Raw genomic sequence first — 23,840 nt, 5'->3', positions numbered from 1 at the left:
GCCGCCGTTATAGATCCTCTCTGTGACCTTCGACTCATTTATGCTTCGGCACGCCCCCCACAGCGCCCTACCCGCACAAAATTAGGCCCGGCTTTTTTTGCCGAGCTTGTCCAAATTATCAAGAAGAATGCCTGTCCCCTTCACGACGCAATGCATCGGGTCCTCCGCGATAAGAACAGGAACCTTAAGCTCGTCCGCAAGCAGAGCATCCAGCCCGTCCAGCAGCGCGCCGCCGCCGGTCAGAATGACGCCGCGGTCGATAATATCGGCCGACAATTCGGGCGGCGTACGCTCCAGCACCATTTTTGCCGCGGCAACAATGGACATTACCGGATCCCACAGCGCTTCGCGCACTTCCGCGGAACGAATGGTAATCGTCAGCGGCAGACCGGACACCATATCGCGTCCGCGAATGTCGATCTCGTCATGCCGTCCTTCCTCGTACACCGTACCGATCTTGATCTTAATATCCTCGCTTGTCCGCTCACCGATCAGAAGACGGTACTTATCCTTGATGTATTTCATAATCGCGGCATCGAACTTGTCCCCCGCAACTTTGATCGAGGATGAGGTCACCACGTCGCCCATCGACAGAACCGCCACGTCGGTCGTACCGCCGCCAATGTCTACAACCATGTTGCCGCTAGGCTGGAATATGTCCATCCCAGCCCCGATAGCGGCAGCCTTTGGCTCTTCCTCCAGAAATACTTCCTTCGCGCCGCTCCGTTCAGCCGCTTCGCGAATCGCTTTCTGCTCTACCGACGTAATATTGGTAGGAGCGCAGATCAGAATACGCGGACGGCTGAACCATTTGCGGCCTTCAACGCGGTCGATAAAAGCCTTAAGCATAATTTCTGTAATTTCGAAATCGGCAATTACGCCGTCGCGAAGCGGACGGATGGCAACGATGTTGCCGGGCGTACGCCCAACCATGCGGTGCGCTTCCTCGCCAACGGCGAGCACCCGTTTCGAATCGCTTTCAATCGCGACTACCGAAGGCTCGTCGAGAACAACGCCCTTCCCTTTCACATGAATGGATACGTTTGCCGTACCCAGGTCAATACCGATATCCTTGCTAAGCATAAGGCTATAGCCCTCCAACGAATAATGTAATCATCCCGTTCACGAATAGTTCCCACGACATAGGACATACTGATGTACATTATTCGCCAAAAACCACAAAATTCCTCTTATTTATGCGCACAAAAACTCGAAAATTGTTTAGCTTTTGCCAGCCGCGATAACTTCCCGTTTCTTCGTGCTGGTCTTCTTGTATTTAATCTTTGTGGCTTCTCCTCCCCTCAAATGACGGATCGACTTGTGGTACTCGAGAATGTGCTTCACCTGGTCCGCCAGGTCGGGGTTGATTTCCGGCAAACGCTCGGTCAAATCCTTGTGGACCGTACTCTTGGAAACGCCGAACTCTTTAGCGATCGTACGCACCGTATGTTTGGTTTCAACAATGCAGCGACCTATTTTAATGGTTCGTTCTTTGATGTAATCATGCACGTTCCCGCCTCCCTACTCGAGATAGTTTGGTACAGTATATGAGGGGTACGGGTATATATTCTTTATGGTCAAGCCTTAGTGACGTGTTTGGCCTAAAATTTTCATAAAAAAACGAAACAGGCAGGGGTTTCCACCCCTGCCTGTGAGACTTTAGTCTTATTTTTCTTCCGTAAGCGATTGGCCTACGATGGAAGCCGGGTTAACCGACTTGCCGTTCTCCTGCACGCTGAAGTGAAGGTGAACGCCGAGATCCTTCTCGAGATCATTGCGGCCTGCCACAGCGATCTTCGTTCCTTGCTTCACGTCGTCGCCTACAGCCACCTGGATGTCGCTAAGGCTTTGGTAAATCGTTACGAGACCGTCGCCGTGGCTGATCTCTACAACGTTGCCGTTTGTAGGATGCTTCTCAACGCGGGTTACTTTACCGGAGAGAGCAGCGAGTACGTCGAACGGTTGATCGCTTGGATCCGCAAAGTCAACGCCGGTGTGAGGAGCCAGCGTGTTATCGCCGATTTGGATAACGGCTTTCGCTTTCTCGTCGCTCGTTGCGTTTACATCATAGTAAGGGAGCACTTCATCCAGATTGTCTTTGTTTGCTACCGGCCATTCCAGTTTCTCGCCTTTTCTTTCCGCTTGGAGCGCTTGGTCATCCGGCTTCGCGGCTTCATTGCCTACAGCGGTCTCTGTTTGCTCGGAAGTCGTGGCTGAAGTTTCCTTGGTGTTGTCCGAACCCTGGTAGATCCACATTAAGGCTACGATGATTGCCGCGGCTGCCATGAACGCTGCCGGGGTTACCCATTTCTTCGACAGCAGTTTTTTAAAGCCATTGCTAGACTTAGCGGCAGATACTTCTCCTAGTACGTTTTTAGGAGATTCTTGCTTAGGTTTGTTTTGATTTTCATTCATTTGATATCACCTCACTAGCCATTGTTGCCAGAACAACTAGCTTTATACGTGAGGGGTTGCTATTTTTTGAGATTATTGAAATTTCGCCGCAAGCTTCGAAGCTTGTTCGACTTTCGTCCCCGTATAATAGTAGGTTACGATCTGCTCCGCGCTTTTCCCTTCCTCGGCCATGCCGTTGGCTCCCCACTGGCTCATGCCTACGCCATGCCCGTAGCCGAAGGTCGTTATCGCAATCTCGTCCCCTTCCAGCTTCCAGGTAAACTCTGAGGAGGCAAGTCCAAGCTTTTCCCGCACTTCCCGACCGGTATACGTCTTGCCGTCTATCAGAATATCGGCGATCCGGTTGCCCGCTGTCTTGTCCAATATTCGTATAGACGGCTTCTTCTTGCTCGCGAGCCCTAGTCTTGCATAAAAATCAGAGAGTTGAAGCTTTACCGTCTCCTGATAACGGGGCGAAATTTGTTTGTCCCAAGGACTTGCCACGCTTCGAAGATAGGGAAGCTCTTCCCGAAAATATTGCTCCGAGTTTTCCGTATACCCGTTGCTCGTGGAGAAAAATACCGCCTGAATCGGTTCGCCTTCATAGGTGATCACTTCCCCGCGAGTCTCGGTTACCGCCTTATTCAGCTTCGCCATTCTCGACTCCTGCTCATCCTTTGGCCAGAGACCCCGCAGCTTATCGAGCGAAATATAGATTTGATGGTCAATCGTGTCGGTGACATCCGCGCGGGAAGCCGCGCCCGTCGCCGGCATGCCGCTGTGATCCTCCAGCTCAAGCCTTCTCACTATATAAGTACGTGCGGCGATGGCCTGGGCCTTCAACGCCTCGAGGTCAAAATCGGCAGGCATTTCCCCTGCAACCACGCCCCTGACGTAAGTTTCCAGCGTAACCCGCTCCGTACGTTGCTCCTTTGTTAAATAGACCGTAATATACGTTTCCTTGGTGCCTGCTTCCGTTGCCGGCTTTTCGGACGGTGACGGCAAAGGCGCCTGCCCGAACCCGTCGGCAGACGCCTTATTGCTAGACGTTACGCCGCTGCTCTCTCCCTGGAACCGGTCAAGTACGGTACGGCTTGCTTCGGCGTTCCGGTATGCGGAAGTCGCAAGCCATACGGACATACTCATCGCGATTCCGATTCCGAAGGCTGCCCAGCATGCAACGGTCAGCCATTTGCTGCCGGGACGCCTGATCGCCCGTTTCGGTCTGCCTATTACGTATCTCATAGATCTCCTCTCCGCCTATAAGCCGCTTTAAGAGAGCGGACTCTCTTAAAGCCGGCCTTGATGGATTTATTCTATGAGCCTGATTAATAGGATAGAACCCGCGGTTCTCGTTCAAGCACGACGTATATTCTATTGTTTTTAATCATGGCGAAGCGCATCTACAGGACGCAGACTTGCTGCCTTGTTGGCCGGCAGATAACCGAACACGACACCTACGAAGGCCGAGAAGCCAAAGGACATAAGCATCGTATTCATCGGCACCTCCGTTGGCGTTTTCATCACCTGGCCTATGATATAAGAGGCTATATTGCCGATAAGGATACCGAGAAGTCCGCCGAGACCGCTTATGACGACGGCTTCTACGAGAAACTGGAATAAGATATCTCTCTTCTTCGCTCCGAGAGATTTCCGTATGCCAATCTCCCGGGTACGCTCGGTTACGGAGACAAGCATAATATTCATAATCCCGATTCCGCCGACGACAAGCGAGATGGCCGCCACGTAAATCAACTGCCGGTTCATCGTTTCATTAACGGAGTTCAGCGTCTTCATCGCTTCTTCCTGGTTAAGAACCCGGTAGGCATTCTCGTTGCCGCGAAACTTCTCGTACAGGCTGGCCTCTACCTCGCTCACAACCGAACTCATTTGCTTGGTGTCCGTAACCTTCATATTAATCGTGGTTACGCCGCTCACCTGAAAAATTTTCTGGGCCGTCGAGATCGGAATAAGAATCTTCTCGTCATTGGAACCTGTCAGCGAGTCGCCCTTGGATTCCAGCAGGCCTACAATCGTGAAGATATAGCCGTTAATCGTAATCTTGCGCCCCACCGCATCCTCCGGATCCACTCTCTCATCCTCGAACAAATCCTGGGCGGTCTGCGTACCGATAAGAGCTACCTTCGTCTTGTTATTGATGTCGGGAGCCGCAATGTACCGGCCGTCCTGCACGCTGAAGTCTTTGACTTCCTCGTATTCCGGCGTAATGCCCTCCACGCTTACGGACACTTGAGTCCGGCCGTATTTGGCATAGCCGGTTGTGCTTGTAATAGGAGCAACCCCGCTGACGTTATTCAAATCGCCAAGCTTGAGCGCCTCGTCCACAGATAACGAGGTGACCGTGCCGCGTCCCGTAATCGTAACCGAGAGCGAATCCGGGCTGCCAAGCGTCGACACCTGGCTTGCCACTTCGTTGGATGAAGCCCTGCCCATGGCCACAAGCGCAATAACGGTCGCAACCCCAATCAGAATGCCGAGCATGGAAAGGATGGTTCTAAGCTTGTTCGATAAGACGCTTTTGACCGCCATTATGAGGCCCTGCGATATCTTCATGGCTGTCCCTCCTTTTCTGCTCCGTCAGCACCCCATCCCGGATGATTACCGTACGGCTCGCACGCTGAGCGACCTCCATGTCATGCGTAATCAACACAATGGTCTGTCCGGCACGGTTAAGCTCCTCCATCATGCCGAGCACTTCCATGCCCGTCTTGGAATCCAGCGCGCCCGTCGGCTCGTCCGCCAGCAGGAGCGGCGGATTGGTAGCGAGCGCGCGCGCAATCGCTACGCGCTGCTGCTGACCGCCGGACAGCTCGTTCTGGCGGTGACCCATTCTCTCGCCAAGTCCAACGCGCTCCAGCGCTTCCATCGCACGGCTGCGTCTTTCCTTCGCCGACAACCCTCGGTAGATGAGCGGAAGCTCGCAATTCTCGAGTGCCGTCAGCCTGGGCAGCAGATGATACCCCTGAAAGATAAACCCGATTTTTTTGTTCCGCATCTCCGTCAGCCTATTGTCGCTTTGTCCGCGCACCTCCATGCCGTCGAGCTTGTAGCTTCCTTCATTCGGTACGTCCAGACAGCCGATGATATTCATCAGCGTCGACTTGCCCGAGCCGGACGGGCCAACAATGGCCAGAAAATCGCCATGGTTAACCGTCAGCGAGATATTGTGAAGGACCGTCATTTTCTCTCCGGCCATCTTGTAATACTTGACGATCTCATTCATTTCAATTAAGGAGGATTGCCCGGTCATCGCGTACCACCGCCGCCGCCAGTTGCTCCCCGCGTCGAGGTTCTTACGTTTCCGCCTCCGCCTCCGAAGCCGCCTCCGCCAAAGCCGCCTGCCGGGAAGCTGCCGCCAAAGCCGCCTCCGAAACCGCCGAACTGCTGCTGTTGCTGCTGAGTTGCAGACGAGCCCATTCCTTGGGCGCCCGTTGCGACCGGAATAAGCACCTGATCGCCTTCGGCGAGACCGGATTTGATTTCGACGTAAGTTTCGTTGCTGATCCCCACCGTTACTTCCTTCAATTGGCCGCCAAGCGTAATGCTTTCCCTCAATTGGCTCGCCATGCCGTTTCTTCCGCCTTGGCCATTCGAGGCGCCACTTCCGCCCTGCTTGCTGCCTCCTCTGCCTCCGGCTGCGCCGGTGCCTCCTTGAGCATTGCTGCCCGGAGCAGTCCCTTGCGCCGCTCCTCCAGGTGCAGCACCTCCGCCTGAAGCCGCTCCTCCCGGAGTCGTTCCCGTTCCGCTCTGATTGCCGCCGTCTGCAGCCGCAATGTTGCGCCCCGTGCCTTGACCGCCTTCGGCCGTTGCGGCTCCGCCGCCGACGCCTTGGAATCTGCCGTTGCCTACGCCGTTGCCGCCAGCTCCGCCTCTGCCCTGCCAGCCGCCGGCAGCCGCCGCTTCATTGCTTGTTGCGCCTTGCGCACCTTGGCTGCGCTGGCCTTGCTGTCCGGTTGTTCCGCTCGGCGCCGTACCCGAACCCGCTGCGCCTGTTCCTGTTCCGCTTCCCGTACCAGGAACGCGGACATAGGATTTGCCGCCGAATTCAACTACCGCATTAACCGGCACTAGCACGGCATCCGCGCTTTGCTCCGTTACGATATCCGCTTGGCCGGACATACCAACCATAACGCCGTCAATGTCATTCAGAAGCAAGCTTACGCTGTAGGATGCCGACCCGTTGGAAGACGTGCCCTCTTTCGCAATTTCGGATACCGTTGCCTCCAGGGTACGATCCGTAATTGCGCTAAGCGTAATTTGAGCAGTTTGTTTCAGCTTGACCTGCGGAATATCAAGCTCGTCAATGCTTGTTACAAACTCAAGATGCGTATAGTCTACTATCTCCGCGATCGTGGTGTTGGACTGCACTTCGTCGCCTACGCTGATATCGCTGGTTGTCACCTCGCCGTCAATCGGAGCGATAACCTGTTTTACTTCCTTCGCCTGATCTTCGTAGATATCCTGAAGCTGGTCGTTATAGTCATCAATCGTGGATTGAAGATCATCAATCTCGTCCTTGATGGACTTTGTCGTCTGCTCCTCGTTTTCGGTACCGATCGCTTCTTTGTATTCTTCCTGCTTGTCCGCGATCTGGTCCTTCGTTTTCGTAATATTTTTGTTGATCGATTCGATCTGATCATCGTAATTATCGTTGTCCTCGAAAGTGGCAAGCACTTGCCCTTTCTTCACTTTGTCCCCTTCTTTGAAGGAAAGAGTTGCGATGGTGCCGCTCTTGCCTGCGGTTACCGTCTCTCTCGAGTTGGCCTCTACCGAGCCCGTACCGCTAATCGAGGTTTTAATATCGCCTTTGATTGCTCTTGCCGTAACCGCTAGCGGCGTCTCGGTTGTTGCCTTATCGTCGCGCATGTAATAGTAGTAATACGCGCCCCCGCCGGCGGCAGCAAGAATAATGATGATACCAAGCCATAATGTCCACTTCTTCATTGACTGTACTCCACCCTCCATCGGTCATATCTACCGACGAATATATCACGGGAAAATGAACGGAGCATGAACAAGCCTAACGGCACATCGGCATAGGCTGATAGAGCTAATCGTGAAAGTGAACACATGCACAAAAAAAGCTGCTTCCTTAGCGAGGAAACAGCTTTTTTACTATTCTTATCCTTTATGCCCAGGTCGGCTGTACTTTCAAAACAGCAGCCTCGCGCTTGTAGGAGGTAACCGGCTCAAGCTCGGCGGCAGGCGCTGGAGCAGCGGCTACGGCAGCAACCGAAACCTCAGGCTCAACCCGTCTGATATCCGCGCCAAGAGCGGCGAGCTTGCCTGTAATGTCTACGTATCCGCGGTCTACGTGGTAAATGCCGGATACTTCCGTCTCTCCGTCTGCGCGAAGCCCCGCACAGATCAGAGCAGCGCCGGCGCGAAGATCGGTTGCGCACACTTTAGCGCCAACGAGCGGTACGTTTCCGGTCACGAATGCCGAACGGCCCTCGACCTTGATTTGCGCGCTCATCTTCTTGAACTCCTCCACATGCATGAAGCGGTTCTCGAATACCGTCTCCGTTACGACCGAGGTTCCTTCCGACACAAGCAAGAGCGCCATCATCTGGGACTGCATGTCGGTCGGGAAACCCGGATGCGGCAATGTTTTCACATCCACCGATTTGAGCGATTTAGGGGCACGGACACGAATGCCGTTATCCGATTCCGTAACTTCGACGCCCATCTCCTGAAGCTTCGAGATGACCGGCGTCAAATGGTCGCCAATCGCGTTTTCCACGAATACGTCTCCGCCCGTGATTGCAGCAGCAATCATATACGTGCCTGCTTCCACACGGTCGGGAATAACGTTATGTGTTACGCCATGCATGCAGTCAACGCCTTCGATCCGGATCTCGCCCGTACCTGCACCGCGAACCTTGGCACCCATGGCATTCAAATAATTGGCAAGATCAACGATTTCGGGCTCCTTCGCCGCGTTCTCGATCGTTGTTGTGCCTTCCGCCAAAGCGGCGGCCATCATAATATTTTCCGTTGCCCCGACGCTGGCTACATCCAGATAGATCTTCGCACCTTTAAGACGCGTCTTAGTACTTGCTTCAATGAAGCCGTGTCCAAGCGTAATCTCCGCTCCCATTGCTTCGAAGCCCTTCAGGTGCTGGTCAATTGGTCTTGTACCAATCGCGCAGCCGCCCGGAAGCGAAATACGAACCTTGCCGATTCTGGCGAGCAGCGGACCCATAACGAGGAAGGATGCGCGCATCTTGCGAACAAACTCGTATGGAGCCTCGAAGGAGGAAATCGTCCCCGCAGAAATCTGCATCGTCTCATTGTTGTAAGTAATTTTTGCGCCTAACGAAGCTAATACTTTCTGAATGGTCATTACATCGTCGAGGAGGGGAACGTCACAGATGACGCTGTCTCCTTCCGCCGCTAATAACGAGGCCGCCAAAATGGGAAGTACTGCATTTTTTGCACCGCTGACACGGACCGTTCCCGATAGACGCTGGCCTCCGCGGACGATAATTTTGGTCATCTTATAGTTCCCTCCGCGAACTGAATTTCTCCAAACATTAGTTCCATTTTTAGTATAAGAAAATGACAATTCCATGCTTTATCCAACCTTCATCTTATCATTCATTTACACAAATCGACAAGCGGTAAATTATTACCAGAAAGATCGTCAAAAAGCACTAAAAAAACCGCTAGTGCCGAGTCGAAAGCACCACCCTCCGTTGCCGTGCGGGCAGCATTTTCAATCCGAATCCGGGGCTTTATATACAGTTGTTCGTAGTCTCGTGTCATTTTCATACCGTCCTGTAGTATCCATTGTTGTCTTTTTTGATCGTTGTTATTCGACAAAATACCGCAGGAGCTTCGTCCAGTTCCAATAATCGAGTATAAAACCGGCGAAGCCATGACCGATAACGACCGCCATGACAACCTGAAACATCCTTGCCTTCGGACTTCGCGGGAACTTAAAAAATACGTCCAGCTTGATCTCCTGCAGGATATACCAAACGAATACAATACTGAATAAATTAACGACGATTGAAAATAACGCGATGGTCCCGGTTGCGGTTTGCGCATCGTTCACCATTTGATCGATACCCATCTGGTTTTAATTCCCCTTCTACATCAATATGTCTGATCGATGGTTATTGTCTATATACCCGGTATAAAATCGTTGTAAACTCCGCCCGGCTTGCTTTTTTGCCCGGCTCGTATACGTTATCCTCCGTTCCGCTGATAACCCCCTTCAGCTTCAGTGCGTTCAGCATCGGTGCGGCCCAATGATCGCGCCAGACATCCTTGAACGGATTGCCCAGCGGCGCAACGGGCTTTACCTGATCCGCGTAACCGATAATCATCGCCATCTCGGCTCTTGTTACCGGCTGGTTCGGACGGAAGGTTCCGTCCGGGAATCCTTTGATCCATCCCTTCTGAACCGCTCTGGCGATTGCCCCGTAAGCCCAATGACCGTAATCCAGATCCTTGAAGCGGACATCGGAAGGCATGCCGTATACGACCGGTTTATAGGCTTTGATCGCCATCGCCACCGCTTCCGCTCGGGAAATCGGGCGGTTTGGTTCGAAAGTGTAAGGACCGGTGCCGCTTACGATGCCGAGCTCGCTCATCTCCACGATCGCGTCCCTCGACCAATGGCCGGCGATATCCCGGAAGCCGGCCACGAGCGGATCGAACTTAACCTTGAATCGGTAATACTGCTTGTCGAAAGCGCCGTTGGCCGTTAGTTTTATGTAGTAAACGCCAGGCTGCATAACCTTATTCGCGGCTTGAAGCGATCCGCTTCGTCCGGTCAATTGAGTAAAGACCAGCTTCTGCTTCTTATCGTATGCTTCCAGCTTCATCATTTTGCCTGCCGGAACGTTAAACAAATTCAAGTCTACGACGCTTGTTGACGCAAGGCGGATCTGGAACCAGTCCGCATCGCTTGCGCTGCCGATTACCCCGACGTATTCCGTGCCGGAGGTCGTCATCAGCGCCTCGTAATACTTGTCGTTCGGCTCATTAGGATCCGCGTATTTCGGAACGTAGTCCATCTTCAGCGTATAGGTCCCGACGGTGGGACTCGCTTCGGAAGATATCGCATTGTGCACCCGTATATAATATTTGCCCGGCGATACGGTCAGGACGGGAGACTGCTCGGCTTCGCCTTCCCGCTCGTCGTCGTAAGACATTAGCGCTTGGCCCGCCTGCTGAACCGCAAGCTCGGGATCGATACGCACGGTATTGGTCGTCACCCGGAGACTAAGCGTGCCGCCTTGCGTAAAGGTCACCGCATACCAGTCCCTGTCGGCAAGCTGATCGAAGGAGCCTGTGATGCTCTGGCTGCGCGGCTGAAGCGTTGACGCCTCGTACGGCTTGTCGTTAGGCTCGTAGCTGTCCGGGGCCATGCGGAAGGCTGCCGTCAACAGATAAGGCAGCTTCAGGTCCATATCCTTGTTCATATATTGAATAAGAAAGGCTTGCTTGCCTTTCTTCACCGCAAAATCAACCACGCGGCTTCCCAGCTTGGTCTCCGCGGATGCCTTCAGCGCGTCGCCGGCGTAATGCGATAAACGGACAGCCGGCGTTGCGCTGCCGCCTGGGGTCAGCTCTTCGAAATCCAGCGTGACGATGCCGTCATAGGGAGCGTCGAACGTATACCAGTCCAGATCGCTGCCGCTGGAGAGCAGGGCCGTTGCTTGTTTGCCTGCCGGCAGCGGCCTGGCGCTAGCGCGGGTGCCGTTGGGCTCGAAACGATCGGACTTCGCCGTCATCGTAACGGCTTTATCCACCTGCAGCAGACCGTAGCCGGATTTGTCGTCCAGGCCTGACGCACCGATATCCTTGGCGGACTGGCGGAGAAGCTCCCTGACCTGGTAGGGCTCAAGCGAAGGATAACGGGCCCAGACCAATGCTGCCGCTGCCGCAACCTGCGGTGCCGCCATGGACGTCCCTTCTTCTCTTTTATAGCGTCCACCTATTGCGGTAGTATATACATTCCAGGATGCCGCAAGATCAATTTCAGGTCCGGGATTCGAACGGGAATCCGGCGTATTGTCCGGCTTCACTCCGCTGACGCCAAGGACGGTCGGATAAGCAGCGGGGTATTTGACCTGCGCTTTATCCCCGTGGGTCAACCCGTCGTTGCCGGCGGCTGCGACAAGCAGCACGCCTTTGCTTTCGGCGTAATTGACGATGTCCAGCATATAAGGCGAGTAACGGTTAAGGCCGACCGACATGACAACAATCCGGGCACCGTTGCGGACCGCGTATAGGATGCCCTCCCCGAGATCGCGTTCCGTGCCGTCTCCCTGGGAGTCAAGCGCTTTAATCGGCATCAGCTTGGCACCCCATAGAATGCCGCTTATCCCTAAGCCGTTATTGCCCGCTGCCGCGATAACGCCAGCCACCGCGGTTCCGTGGCCGTTATCGTCATCCGGCGGTTTGTTCGGTTGCACAAAGTTGGTGCCCGGCACCAGATTTCTCTTCAGGTCCGGGTGATCCAGATCGATCCCCGTATCGACAATCGCAATCGTCAGATCGGTCTGCGTCCGCACGGTTTTCCAGGCTTCCGGCGCGCCGATCTGTTTCAGGTAGGTCTGCTTGCCGATTTCAGGATCATCCGCCGCGGCAGACTCCGCGGCGAGGACGTGCACCCGCTCATTCGGGTGCACGTATTCCACGCCCGGCTCGCTTAGCAGCCGGGCGGCCCAAGCGCTGGCGTCCGCCCCGCTGTCCGCGGGCTGGACGAGCCAGACCTCCGCCGCCTCGCTGCTCTGGCGGCGGAGCACACGCGTCCCGCGCAGCTCATGCGCCTGCGCGGGTTCGCGCCATTTGAGGAGCCAGCTTTGCGGCTCCTCTTTTGCCCCGGCGGGGGCGCCGGCGGCGGCTTTGCCCGCCGCAGCGGCCCCAGCCGGGGCAAGGCCTGCAGGGGCGGCGGGCATTGCCGCCCCGCAGGCGAGAATCCCCGCGAGGAGAAGCGCGGGGAGGGATCTTTTCAATACGCTGCCGAGAGCATCTCTTCTCATCTGTTTCTGCCTTTATCGGTATATTTGTCTCCGTCTCAAATTATACGCATGCTCTTGCCACACGTTTCTCTATTGACCGTTTAATAGTCTCTATTTATCTTCTAGTACCATTCGATTTCCGGCCCCCGTTCTCCTGTCTCTAGCAAAAGATAATTACCTGTAAAGATACTGATAAAATGAATTATTCCTCGGCAAGCACGATCTCGGCGTTCCACTCTTAAACTCGCATTTTCGGCGAACCGCCACATTACTCTTACTCTATTCTACTTAAGGTCCCTGAGGGACCTTAACCCCTACAACCCCACGCCATCCTGCACCATTCCCGCCTCTTCAACTTCACTTAAGGTCCCTGAGGGACCTTAACCCTCAACTAGCCAGCTGCTTCCTACCTCTTAAGGTCCCTCAGGGACCTTAAGCCCTCCAACCCCACGCCTTTCCGCATCATTCCCGCCTCTCCAGCTTTACTTAAGGTCCCTGAGGGACCTTAACCCTCAACTAACCAGCTACTTCTTGCCTCTTAAGGTCCCTCAGGGACCTTAATCCCTCTAGCCCACGCCTTTCCGCATCATTCCCGCCTCTTCCGCCAAGGGACCTTAACTCCCTACTTAGCTGCTCCGCTCCGGGGACCCTGTCCCTTTGAGATAGGTCCCTTGGAGGCCTTGCCTTTGAGATAAGGCTCGGCCAAGGATTTATCTCTCTCAACTCCCCACCTGCCAGCTCGATAAAAGACCCGTAGGGTCTTATTCCACTCGAGCATGCCGCTTCATAAGCGAAGAGCCCAGTTTCATAACCGCCAGCTGCGGAGCAACAGCTCAACGCAAAAAAAGCCCAGCGGCACTCCAGCCGCTGGGCCCCTCATTACTATTTCACAAACAAATCCGCCTGAATCGTAAACACTGCGTCTATCCATTTCATCAACGGACCCGGCAATACGCCAAGGGCAACCGTTGCAGCCGCGCAGATCCAGATGACGACTCCCGTGACGGCCGGCACATGAACCGGCTCCTCTTCCTCGCCGTTCGACCGCATGAACATCTGGCGGATAATGCCGAAGTAGAAGTAGTAGGAAACGACGGTGCTGACCGCCATGATGGCAACCAGCCAGTAAGCCTTTACGCTGGCCGCTCCGAGCAGGATGAACAGCTTGCCGAAAAATCCGGCCGTCACCGGCAAGCCCGACAGCGACAGAATAAAGATCAGCATAGCCGCGGCTGTCCACGGCGCCCGGTAATAGAGGCCCGAGAAGCCTTTCAGCTCTTCATGCCCCGCAGCGCTCGCGATAACCGTTACAACGGCAAATGCCCCTACGTTCATGAGCAGGTAAGCTACCAGATAAAACACAAACTCCGAAAAGTTATTGCTGTGGATGATCGTCACCGAAATCGCAATCGGAACAAGCAAGTACCCGGCATTGGCTACGCCGGATAAGGCCAGCAGCCGTTTCACCTGCTTTTGCCGGAGAGCGGAGAACGTGCCGGCTATCATCGCGGCAGCGGCAATGACCAGCAGGGCGAAGAAGACATCGTCACCCGCTTGCTTCCCGGGACCGCCCGAGAGGAAGAACGCGCTGCTGTACAAGAAGCGGAATACCGCCGCAAGCGCTGCACCCTTCGCAATAACCGCCAGGAAAGCCGAAACCGGCGTAGGCGCCCCTTGATACACATCCGCTGCCCAGACATGGAACGGAGCGGCTGCGATTTTGATTCCGAAGCCCGCAATCAGGAAGAAGAACCCGACGTAGACCAACGCCTTATAATCCGCGAAGGCCTGCGGCAGCGCCGTCGGGAAATCCGCCAGGCTTACCGAGCCGGTCACGCCGTAAAGATAGGACATCCCGAACAGGACAAAGGCCGAGGCGATTCCGCCCGTAACCACGTACTTGAAAGCTGCCTCGGCCGATAGCGACGAACGCTTCCGCAAGCCGACAAGCACATAAGTCGTAATGCTGAGCAGCTCAAGCCCTATGTACAAGGTCACGAGATTGCCGGAGGAGGCCATAATCATGGCCCCAGCCGCCGCGGGAAGCAGCAAATAGTAGAATTCGGCTTTGTCCGTTACCGCGTCGTCCCTTTGCGTGGCGCCAAGTCCCAACAGTACCACCAATGACGTTCCGATCAGAAAAACAATCTTTAACAGATTGCCGAAATCATCTACCCGATAGCTGGCTCCGAGAAGCGATATGGCCTGACCGGCTTCCGCTGCCTCCGCAGCCGATACGCCGGACGGATTCATATCGATCACCCGCCAGATGACGGCTGCAAGCGACAGCAGCAAGCCCGCCAAGGACAACCAGCCGATAACCGCGCGGTTCGTCCGACCTGGAAGAATCAAGTCCGTTACGATAAGGATAAGGAACATTGCCGCAAGGATAAGCTCCGGAGCGAGATACAGCGTATCATGCCATGTCAGCGGTATAAATTCGGTCATCGCTTATCCCCCCATCCTTAACGAAAATAACGGCTTGAACAGACCGTCAACGCTGTATTGGAACGTATCCGTCAGCACGGACGGATAACAGCCCAGCAGCAGGATAAACGCCAGCAGCACAATCATCGGCAGGGCTTCGATCAACCTTGCGTCTTTGACCGCGAGATACCGCTCTTCAATAGGGCCAAAGGTTGTTTTGAGCACAGCCCTCAGGATATATACGGCGGTCAGAATAACGCCGATGACCGAGAAGCCGGCAATCCAAGGCTGGCTGTCGAACAGCCCAAGCAGCGACAGGAACTCGCCTACAAAGCCCGACAGACCCGGCAGGCCCAAGGAGGCAAGACCTCCGGCTAACAGGATACCCGAGATAAACGGCATCGACCGTGCCAGCCCGCCAAGCTCGGATAAGGTTGTCGTCTTCGTTCTCTCGTATAGGCTGCCGACAATCAGGAAGAGGAGCGCTGAGATCAATCCATGCGAGACAAGCTGGAACATCGCCCCCTGCAGGCCAATCTCGTTAAAAGCCGCAAGGCCTAGCAGAACGATCCCCATATGGCTGATCGAGGAATACGCCAGAACCAGCTTGAAATCCGTCTGCCGGAAAGCGACAAGCGCCCCGTACAGGAGATTGGCGAGACCAAGAGAAGCCAGCACGACCGCCCAATCCTTCGCCTGCTCGGGGAATAGCACAATGCCGAACCGGATAAGTCCGTATGCCCCCATCTTGAGCAGTACGCCGGAGTGAATCATGACGATTGCCGGATGCGCCTCGCTGTGAACCTTGAGCATCCAGGTGTGGAACGGCAGAATCGGGAGCTTGATGCCAAACGCCACCACCAGCAGGAGGAAAATAACCGTGTGCATCGAAGCCGACATATGGAACGGGTTCATCCCGCCCGCCTGATCCGGAGCAAGGTTCACCCATGCCGAAGGATCGGACAAATTGCGGAGAATATCCGCGTAACTGCCACTGTAAATAAAGGATGACGTATCTTGATCGATATGAAAGCCGGCCGTATTAACGAGAAGAATAAAGGCAATAAGCATGATAGCCGATCCAAGACCGTTATAGATAACGAATTGATTCGCGGCCCGCTCCCGGTTGAAGAAACCCCAGATGCCGATCAGGAAGTACATCGCGATAAGCGTAATTTCGAAGAAAATAAAGAACAGGAATAAATCCCGCGCCATAAATACGCCAAGCACGCCCGTCTCCAGGAGCAGGAACCAGGCATAGAACGCCTTCCATCGCTTTTTTACATGAACGGAAGCAAAAGCCGCCATCGCCGTGATCAGCGTCGTAAGAATAACAAGCGGCAAGGACAACCCGTCGATGCCCACGTCATACTGGAACGAAAGCGTATAGCTCGTTACCCCGTTCGAGGCTTGCGTCTCTTTGTTTAACGGAACCTCTACCCATGCAGCCGTCTCCTCAAAGTTGTTGCCGCCCTGATGCTTGTCGTAATCGGCATATAACAGAAGCGACAGCAGCAGCGGGATCAACGTGAACACGATAGCTGCGGTTTGCAGCCACCGGTTACGGTGCTTCGGCAGAAGAAGAACAACCAGAAGCCCGATAAGCGGGGCTGCGAGAATAATCGATAGAATCGGAAGATCGGTCAGGTCCGCCATTTACCAAAACCTCCTTCCAACAATTGCGGCGATAATTATGATAAGACCAATAACGGCGGTCAAGCCGTACGTTTGCGTCTGGCCGTTGTTCAGCCTGGTCAGCGCCCGTCCGCCCGCTCCGGCGGTAAAACCAACCAGCCGGACTGCGCCGCCGACCACGTATTCGTCAAAAGCATTCAAGCCTTTTCCCAAGGCGCGTACCGATTTTACAATGACGGCGTTGTAAAATTCGTTAACGTAATATTGCCGCTTCAGCAGATGAACGAGCCACGGCATTTTGGATGCTGTCGCGCCGCGCTCGATGCTGCCTTTCCCGTACATGAGCCAGCCTACATAAATGCCAAGCACCCCGACGGCTATGGAAGCAACAATCGCAGCGCCGCTTGCATGAGCCTCCTCCGCCCCGTCCGTCAGCCAGCTGCCCAGCCAACCGTTCCAAGGCGTGTCGATAAAGCCCGCTCCAATCGAAATAACGGCCAGCACCACCAGCGGTATCGTCATTACCTTTGAGGATTCCTTTACCTCGGCCTGCTGCTGATGACGGGATTTGCCCATAAAAACGATAAAGTATAACCGCGACATATAGAGAGCCGTACAAAAGGCCGCCGCCAGCCCGACGGCAAACAGGAACGGATTTTCGTCGAGCGCGGATGCCAGAATCGCATCCTTGGACCAGAAGCCCGAGAACGGCGGGATGCCGGATAAGGACAACGCCCCAATCGCAAAGGTCCATGCCGTGATTCGCATTTTGGAGCCAAGGCCGCCCATCTCGTGTATGTTCTGGGTATGTACCGCATGAATCACGCTGCCGGCCGCGAGGAACAATAGCGCCTTGAAGAAAGCATGCGTGAACAGGTGGAAAATACCGCCCGTCATCGAGCCAAGCCCCATCGCCATAACCATGTAGCCGAGCTGGCTGATGGTTGAGTAGGCTAGAATCCGTTTAATGTCGTTTTGCGCGAGCGCTACGGTTGCGGCGAAGATCGCCGTAAATCCTCCGAAGTAAGCGACCGTATGCATCGCGGCCGCGGAAGCCTCGAAGATATCAAACGTTCTCGCGAGGAGAAATACGCCGGCCGCCACCATCGTCGCCGCATGGATCAAGGCGCTGATCGGCGTTGGCCCCTCCATCGCGTCCGGAAGCCATACATGCAGCGGGAATTGGCCTGACTTGCCGATAACCCCCATGAATAGAAGCAGAGCAATCGAGGTTGTTATGGTCATCGTAATCGTGCCGGACTGCCCTTCGGTAAACACGTTATGTATACTGCTGAAATCAAGCGCATGGCCCGGCATATACCAGAACAGCACGATAATGCCAAGCAGCAGCCCCGCGTCGCCGATTCTGGTCACGATAAACGCTTTTTTCGCCGCTGCCCGGGCTGCCGGCTTCGCATACCAGAAGCCAACCAGCAGGAAGGAGCAGACGCCAACAAGCTCCCAGAACATATAGAAAACCAGCATATTGTCGGACAGCACCAGCCCCAGCATCGCAAAGGTAAAGAGCGCGACATAGCCGTAGAAGACGGTGATCCGTTCATCCTTTTTCATATAGCCGGCCGAATACACGTTTACGAGGAAGCTGACTACCGTCACGATAACCAGCATAAGAGCATTCAGATTCGTGATTTCGAAACCGATCTTGAGCGTATACTCGCCAAGACCAATCCATTTGTAGCTGTCGCCGCTGTAATCAACCGCGTCTGGCCCTAGTCTCTCGATAAAAACAAGCAGGGACATGACCAGCGACGCAAGCGAGCCAATCGAACCGATCAGCACGCCCGCAATCCGGTAGCTCCTGCCGAGGGCCGTCAGCAGAAGAAAGGCGGCAAACGGGAAGAGCGGAATGAGCCACGCTGCTTTCGTTAATTGATCCACGGGTCACATCACCTCTTCATCTCGTCGAATTCATCCACGTGAACGGTACCTCTCGCGCGGAACAGGGCGATCAGCACCGCCACCCCAACGGCAGCCTCCGCTGCCGCCACCGTAATAGTGAACAAAGCGAATACTTGGCCGGTTAGGGACGGAACAACCCCGTATTTGGAGAACGCGACCAAATTCAAATTGACCGCATTCAGCATAAGTTCAATCGATAACAGAACAATTACGGCATTCCGTTTCACCAGGGCTCCGTACAGCCCGATGCAAAACAGGATCGCAGCCATCGTCAGATAGGATGGAAGCATGTTAATCCGCCCCCTTTTTCGCAATAGCAATCGCCCCGATAAAGGCAACCGTCAGCAGCACGGACAACAGCTCGAACGGCACGACGTATCCCGTATACAGCAGCTGGCCAATGCTCGACGTATTATCCCCCGCCGCCTGCAGCGGCGGGGCATCGGGAAAATCCGTCGTCCGTATGGCATAGAACAGGATCCCGAACAAGCAAAGCGCAGCTATAGCGGCAAGCGTCTCATGGAGAGGCTTGACCGGATCGGCCTGTTTATTCTGATGATTGGTCATCATAATGCCGAATATCATCAGAATGGACACGGCCCCCGCATAGATCAGCACCTGGACAAAAGCCACGAACTCCGCGTCCAGCAGGACAAACATGCCGGCCAGGCCCAAAAACACCGCAGCCATGGAGATGACCATATGCACGACCTTCTGAAGGCTGACCATAAGGACGGCTCCGATGATCATAATCGCCGAGAAGATAAAAAAAGCGGCGAACTCGCCATTAAAATCAATGTTGAACAACTTATTTGGCGCCTCCTTTCGCAGGAGCTCCGATGTTGTTGTTATCCTGACGGACCAGCGTGTTATTGTCGGTCAGCCACTCGACATCCTTGAACAGATCATCCCGGCTGTACGCGGACAGCTCGAAATGATTGGTCATCACAATCGCTTCCGTCGGGCAAACCTCGGTGCATAAATCGCATAAGATGCAAATTTCGAAATTGATATCAAACGTGTCGATGACTTTGCCTTTTTTGGCCGGGTCGGGGTTTGGCTTGCCGGTCAGCGTAATGCAGTCGGTCGGACAGATTCTTGCGCACTGGTTGCAGACGATACAGAGGTCCGGAATAAAATGCTGAATACCGCGGAACCGGTCCGGCATAAGAATCGGCTCATCGGGATAAGATGTTGTCACTTTTTTCGATACCATTGATTTGAGCGTCACGCCAAGCCCTTGCACAAGTCCATTCATGGCTAGATCCTCCTAAAAAGAATTGCGAAGCAACCCTTTATTTTACGAACAGCTCCAGATAACCCGCCGTCAGAAATACGTTCAGCAGCGATACCGGCAGCAGCACCTTCCAGCCCAGCCCCATCAGCTGATCAACCCGGATACGCGGGAAGCTCGCCCGGATCCAGAATAAGAAGAACACGATAAACGCGAATTTGAGCAGGAACCAGATGATTCCCGGCACAAAATCAAGAAACGGCGCCGGCGCGTGCCACCCGCCGAGGAACAGCACGGTCGTCAAAGCCGCAATCGCATAGACGTAGACATACTCCGACAGCATAAAGAACGCAAAACGGAAGCCGCTGTATTCCACATGATAGCCGGCTACAAGCTCCGACTCGGCCTCGGGGAGGTCAAACGGCGTACGGTTCAGCTCGGATACCGCCGCAATCATGAACACAACAAAGCCGATAATTTGCGGAATGAAGTTCCAGTCCCAGAACCACCCGCCGGACTGCGCCGCCACGATATCCCTCAGATTAAGACTGCCGCTGAGCAGGATGACGCCAACGACGGAGATCACGAGCGGAACCTCGTAGCTGATCATTTGCGCTGCCGAGCGCATGCCGCCAAGAAGCGCGTATTTATTGTTCGAAGCCCAGCCCCCAAGCACAATGGCCAGGGTCGAGATACCCGATAAGGCGGCGTAATAGAGCAAGCCGACGTTCAGATCGGCAAAATATAGCTTTTCCGTATAAGGGATGACCGCGAGCACCGTAAAAGCCGGCACGTAGCAAAGTATGGGGGCAAGAATAAACAGGAGGCGGTCGGCTTTGCGCGGAATCGTGTCTTCCTTAATGAGAAGCTTGAATATATCGGCCACCGTCTGCAGAAGGCCTAGCGGACCAACCCGGTTCGGGCCGATCCGAAGCTGCATCCACCCGATAACCTTCCGTTCGAAATAAATCGCGTAGGTAACAAAGCCCAGCACAACAAACAGAAACACCGCGCCCCATAGAAAAATAATAACCGCATTGCCCCAGGTCATCGAGTCATGCAGCCATGCACCCATCAGCAATCAACCTCCCCGACTACAATGTCGACGCCGCCGAGGATCGTAATCAGGTTCGTCATCGTCTCTCCCACCAGCAGCTTGGGCAAAATCTGCAGATTCACAAAGGACGGCCGCCGGAACTTCAGGCGGTAAGGCTCTGCTTTTCCTTTCGAGACGATATGACAGCCGATCTCCCCGCGGGGTGATTCAATACGGACATACACTTCTCCCGCCGGAGGACGGATAACGCGGGGTACCTTGCCCATCGTCTCTCCGCCGGACGGCATTTGCTCAAGCGCTTGCTCGAGAATGCGGAGGCTCTGCTTAATCTCCTCCAGCCGGATGACGTAACGATCGTAGCAATCTCCGTTTTTGCCAAGCGGCACATCGAATTCGAAGCGGTTATACAAACTGTACGGCTCCGCTTTGCGCAAATCCCAGTCTACGCCGGTACAGCGCAGGTTGGCGCCGGACAGACCATAGTCGATCGCCGTTTCCGCGTCGTATCGTCCAATGCCTTTGATCCGGGCGAGGAAAATCTCGTTGCCGCTTACCAGCTTGTCGTATTCCCGCAGCTTGCCGTGCATGTACGGAATGAAATCCCGCACTTTATCCAGCCAGCCCGGCGGCGCATCCCATTTCACTCCGCCAACCCTCATATAATTGTAAGTCAAACGGGCTCCGCACAGTTCATTAAATAAATTAATAATGATCTCGCGATCACGGAAGGCGTACAGGAACGGGCTCATCGCCCCGATGTCGAGCAGATAAGTGCCCCACCAGACAAGGTGGCTCGCAACCCGCTGCAGCTCCATGACAATAAGTCGCATAAACTCCGCGCGCTCCGGGACTTCAAGCCCCATCATCGTCTCGACGGCATGAACCAGCACATAGTTATTGGTCATGGCAGACACATAATCCATCCGGTCGGTATAAGGAATAATTTGCGTATAATTCAATTGCTCGGCCAGCTTCTCGGTACCGCGGTGCAAATACCCCATTACCGGGGTTGCTTCCGTGATGACTTCGCCGTCGAGTTTGACAACGATACGGAATACGCCATGCGTGCTGGGATGCTGGGGACCGACATTTAATAGAAGTTCTTCGGTACGAATCACGCTGCAGCTACACCTCCGAATCGAGCGGCTCATAATCTTTGCGCAGCGGATGGCCGACCCAGTCGTCGGACATCATAATGCGGCGCAGATCGGGATGGCCCGGGAATGTTACTCCTAACAGATCATAGATTTCGCGTTCGTTCCAATTCGCGGTGGCCCAGACGGGCGTCACCGAAGCGATGGCAGGGTCGCTGCGGTCCGCCTTCACCTTTACCGCCAGCTCGCGCCGGCTTTCGAGATGAACCAGGTGATAGACAACCTCCAGATGCGTCTCGTAATCGACGCCGGAGACATTCCGCAAATAGGTAAAATGAAGCTCTTCATGCCGCTTCAGCAGCTCGGCCGTCGCAGCCCAATGCTCATTCTTCACGATAATCGTCGGCATATGCCGGCTCATCTCGTTAATATAAGCATCCTCCAGCGCCTCTTCATGCACGAGGCTGCGAATCAGTCTCGCTGCCGCATCCAGCTCCGGCTGCTTCGGCGACGGCTCCGGCGGTGGCGCCGGCTCAGCCGTATCCGGCGCTGCTCCGCCCGCATTCGCGGCTTCCTTCGCCGCCGCTCTCGCCGCGCGGGCTTCCGCCGCCGCCTTCAGCTTCGCTTCCCGCTCCGCATCCGCCGCGCCCTCCGGCGCTGCTCCGCCCGCGTTTGCGGCTTCCTTGGCCGCCGCTCTCGCCGCGCGCGCTTCCGCCGCCGCCTTCAGCTTCGCTTCCCGCTCCGCATCCGCCGCGCCCTCCGGCGCTGCTCCGCCCGCGTTCGCGGCTTCCTTCGCCGCCGCTCTCGCCGCGCGCGCTTCCGCCGCCGCCTTCAGCTTCGCCTCCCGCTCCGCATCCACCGCGCCCTCCGGCGCTGCGTCATCTGTCGGCTCGCCTGCACCTGCCGCTTCCGGCTCCTTCTCCAGCGTTGCACCACCTGCCGAGACGGTTGTATTTTCCGCCGACTCCGGCACCTCTGTCGGCAGCTCTGTCTTCGCCTCCGAAGCAACCTTCGCTTCTTCCGGCTTTTTCCCTTCATTCTTCTCCTCGCTCATCGGTCCGTCACCCGCTTCCCGGTTTTCGCTTCGTAACGGATTTTTTCTTGCAGCTTGTTAATGCCGTAGATCAGTGCCGCCGGGTTGGGCGGACAGCCTGGTATGTACACATCGACGGGCACGATTTGGTCGACTCCCTTCATCACCGCATACGACTTGATGTAGGGACCACCCGCCGTCGCGCAGGAGCCCATTGCAATCACCCATTTGGGCTCAGGCATCTGATCATACAGCCGTCGCAGCAGCGGGCCCATTTTTTTCGTAACGGTGCCTGCGACAATCATCACATCCGACTGGCGCGGCGAGGTGCGGAACATGACTCCGAACCGGTCGAGATCGTAATGGGACGCGCCCGTACCCATCATCTCGATTGCGCAGCAGGCCAGACCGAAGGTGAGCGGCCACAGCGAATTGCTCCGCGCCCAAGCCTTCAGCTGCTCCAGCGTTCCCATAAACACATTGCGTTCCAGTTCCTTGCGTTCTTCCAGCGATATCGACTCTAAACTGAATTCCATTTCAGCACCTTCTTTTTCCAGGCATATAGAAGTCCGATAAACAGCATTGCCGCAAAAATGAACATCTCAACCAGCACAAAAAGGCCGAGCTTATTATATGCGACGGCCCAAGGGTATAAGAAAACGGTTTCCACATCAAAGATGACAAACATTAACGCAAAGATGTAATACCGGATGTTGAAGCGTACCTGTCCTTCGCCAACCGGCTCGTTGCCGCTCTCGTAGGTTGTTCGCTTCGGATCATTCGGCTTATGCGGTCTGAGCAATCTTCCGACGGTCAGCGCCGCTGCCGGGAGCAAGATCCCGAGAAAAATAAAAATAGCCACGACGACATACTGGTTGACGTAATTGTCCACACCATCGCCTCCGTCAAAGCGGACCAGCCGCTTGGTCATTTTTCCTCACAATTATAACAAAAGCTTCCACGGCCGTCTATGAAAGAGTTGTTCGGCTCCGCCTCCCCGAAGAGCCGGACAAGCCCGTAACGGCGCGGCTTCCCGGGAACCGCG

The 23,840-nt window shown here is 55.0% G+C and carries 21 protein-coding genes; all 21 read right to left on the bottom strand.

Annotated elements, in window-relative coordinates:
* Positions 1 to 81 precede the first annotated feature (81 nt).
* The 21 genes from mreB to EV294_RS16905 all read right to left on the bottom strand — a co-directional run bounded on the left by mreB (position 82) and on the right by EV294_RS16905 (position 23,726).
* Positions 82 to 1,083 (bottom strand): rod shape-determining protein MreB, encoded by a 1,002-nt coding sequence (gene mreB / locus EV294_RS17005; protein ID WP_132308820.1) that lies wholly within the window; start codon positions 1,081 to 1,083, stop codon positions 82 to 84.
* 138 nt (positions 1,084 to 1,221) lie between these two features.
* Positions 1,222 to 1,509, bottom strand: coding sequence for a sporulation transcriptional regulator SpoIIID (gene spoIIID / locus EV294_RS17000; RefSeq protein WP_015847336.1), 288 nt, complete (start codon positions 1,507 to 1,509; stop codon positions 1,222 to 1,224).
* Positions 1,510 to 1,665: 156 nt separating this feature from the next.
* Positions 1,666 to 2,415 (bottom strand): M23 family metallopeptidase, encoded by a 750-nt coding sequence (locus tag EV294_RS16995; protein ID WP_132308818.1) that lies wholly within the window; start codon positions 2,413 to 2,415, stop codon positions 1,666 to 1,668.
* 72 nt (positions 2,416 to 2,487) lie between these two features.
* Positions 2,488 to 3,639 (bottom strand): stage II sporulation protein D, encoded by a 1,152-nt coding sequence (spoIID, locus tag EV294_RS16990; protein ID WP_132308816.1) that lies wholly within the window; start codon positions 3,637 to 3,639, stop codon positions 2,488 to 2,490.
* A gap of 138 nt (positions 3,640 to 3,777) precedes the next feature.
* Positions 3,778 to 4,968 carry an ABC transporter permease gene (locus tag EV294_RS16985; protein WP_132308814.1) on the bottom strand — a complete coding sequence of 397 codons (1,191 nt, stop codon included), beginning with the start codon at positions 4,966 to 4,968 and terminating at the stop codon, positions 3,778 to 3,780.
* Positions 4,910 to 5,665, bottom strand: coding sequence for an ABC transporter ATP-binding protein (locus EV294_RS16980; protein WP_132308812.1), 756 nt, complete (start codon positions 5,663 to 5,665; stop codon positions 4,910 to 4,912). Before EV294_RS16980 ends, EV294_RS16985 begins: the two co-directional genes overlap by 59 nt.
* On the bottom strand, positions 5,662 to 7,359 hold the full coding sequence (locus tag EV294_RS16975) for an efflux RND transporter periplasmic adaptor subunit (protein ID WP_165930707.1): 1,698 nt from the start codon (positions 7,357 to 7,359) through the stop codon (positions 5,662 to 5,664). The genes EV294_RS16980 and EV294_RS16975 overlap by 4 nt, the downstream gene beginning before the upstream one ends.
* Positions 7,360 to 7,543: 184 nt before the next feature.
* Positions 7,544 to 8,914: a UDP-N-acetylglucosamine 1-carboxyvinyltransferase gene (murA, locus tag EV294_RS16970; RefSeq protein ID WP_132308808.1), complete on the bottom strand. Its 1,371-nt coding sequence runs from the start codon at positions 8,912 to 8,914 to the stop codon at positions 7,544 to 7,546.
* 315 nt (positions 8,915 to 9,229) lie between these two features.
* Positions 9,230 to 9,493 (bottom strand): DUF1146 domain-containing protein, encoded by a 264-nt coding sequence (locus tag EV294_RS16965; RefSeq protein WP_132308806.1) that lies wholly within the window; start codon positions 9,491 to 9,493, stop codon positions 9,230 to 9,232.
* 43 nt (positions 9,494 to 9,536) lie between these two features.
* On the bottom strand, positions 9,537 to 12,416 hold the full coding sequence (locus EV294_RS16960) for a S8 family serine peptidase (protein WP_132308804.1): 2,880 nt from the start codon (positions 12,414 to 12,416) through the stop codon (positions 9,537 to 9,539).
* An 861-nt stretch (positions 12,417 to 13,277) separates the two neighbouring features.
* On the bottom strand, positions 13,278 to 14,843 hold the full coding sequence (locus EV294_RS16955) for an NADH-quinone oxidoreductase subunit N (protein ID WP_132308802.1): 1,566 nt from the start codon (positions 14,841 to 14,843) through the stop codon (positions 13,278 to 13,280).
* Positions 14,844 to 14,846: 3 nt separating this feature from the next.
* Positions 14,847 to 16,478, bottom strand: a complete 1,632-nt coding sequence (locus EV294_RS16950) for a complex I subunit 4 family protein (protein WP_132308800.1) — start codon at positions 16,476 to 16,478, stop codon at positions 14,847 to 14,849.
* Positions 16,479 to 18,356 (bottom strand): NADH-quinone oxidoreductase subunit L, encoded by a 1,878-nt coding sequence (gene nuoL / locus EV294_RS16945; RefSeq protein WP_132308798.1) that lies wholly within the window; start codon positions 18,354 to 18,356, stop codon positions 16,479 to 16,481.
* An 8-nt stretch (positions 18,357 to 18,364) separates the two neighbouring features.
* Positions 18,365 to 18,667, bottom strand: coding sequence for an NADH-quinone oxidoreductase subunit NuoK (gene nuoK, locus EV294_RS16940; RefSeq protein WP_132308796.1), 303 nt, complete (start codon positions 18,665 to 18,667; stop codon positions 18,365 to 18,367).
* A gap of 1 nt (position 18,668) precedes the next feature.
* A complete protein-coding gene (locus tag EV294_RS16935; protein WP_132308794.1) occupies positions 18,669 to 19,184 on the bottom strand; it encodes an NADH-quinone oxidoreductase subunit J in 516 nt (171 codons plus the stop codon).
* A gap of 1 nt (position 19,185) precedes the next feature.
* Positions 19,186 to 19,635 (bottom strand): NADH-quinone oxidoreductase subunit NuoI, encoded by a 450-nt coding sequence (nuoI, locus tag EV294_RS16930; protein ID WP_132308792.1) that lies wholly within the window; start codon positions 19,633 to 19,635, stop codon positions 19,186 to 19,188.
* A 37-nt stretch (positions 19,636 to 19,672) separates the two neighbouring features.
* Positions 19,673 to 20,686, bottom strand: coding sequence for an NADH-quinone oxidoreductase subunit NuoH (gene nuoH, locus EV294_RS16925; RefSeq protein WP_132308790.1), 1,014 nt, complete (start codon positions 20,684 to 20,686; stop codon positions 19,673 to 19,675).
* Complete coding sequence (locus tag EV294_RS16920) at positions 20,686 to 21,786, bottom strand: NADH-quinone oxidoreductase subunit D (protein ID WP_132308788.1); 1,101 nt, start codon at positions 21,784 to 21,786, stop codon at positions 20,686 to 20,688. Before EV294_RS16920 ends, nuoH begins: the two co-directional genes overlap by 1 nt.
* 7 nt (positions 21,787 to 21,793) lie before the next feature.
* Positions 21,794 to 22,816: an NADH-quinone oxidoreductase subunit C gene (locus EV294_RS16915; RefSeq protein ID WP_132308786.1), complete on the bottom strand. Its 1,023-nt coding sequence runs from the start codon at positions 22,814 to 22,816 to the stop codon at positions 21,794 to 21,796.
* Entirely contained in the window at positions 22,813 to 23,331 is a 519-nt protein-coding gene (locus EV294_RS16910) for a NuoB/complex I 20 kDa subunit family protein (protein WP_127497877.1), read from the bottom strand. Before EV294_RS16910 ends, EV294_RS16915 begins: the two co-directional genes overlap by 4 nt.
* Positions 23,316 to 23,726, bottom strand: coding sequence for an NADH-quinone oxidoreductase subunit A (locus EV294_RS16905; RefSeq protein ID WP_132308784.1), 411 nt, complete (start codon positions 23,724 to 23,726; stop codon positions 23,316 to 23,318). Before EV294_RS16905 ends, EV294_RS16910 begins: the two co-directional genes overlap by 16 nt.
* Between the last annotated feature and the right edge of the window lie 114 nt (positions 23,727 to 23,840).

Source organism: Paenibacillus sp. BK033 (genome assembly GCF_004345425.1).
GTDB lineage: Bacteria > Bacillota > Bacilli > Paenibacillales > Paenibacillaceae > Pristimantibacillus.
Note: the sequence above shows the minus strand (reverse complement) of the source record. Positions and strands in the feature narration are given on the sequence as shown.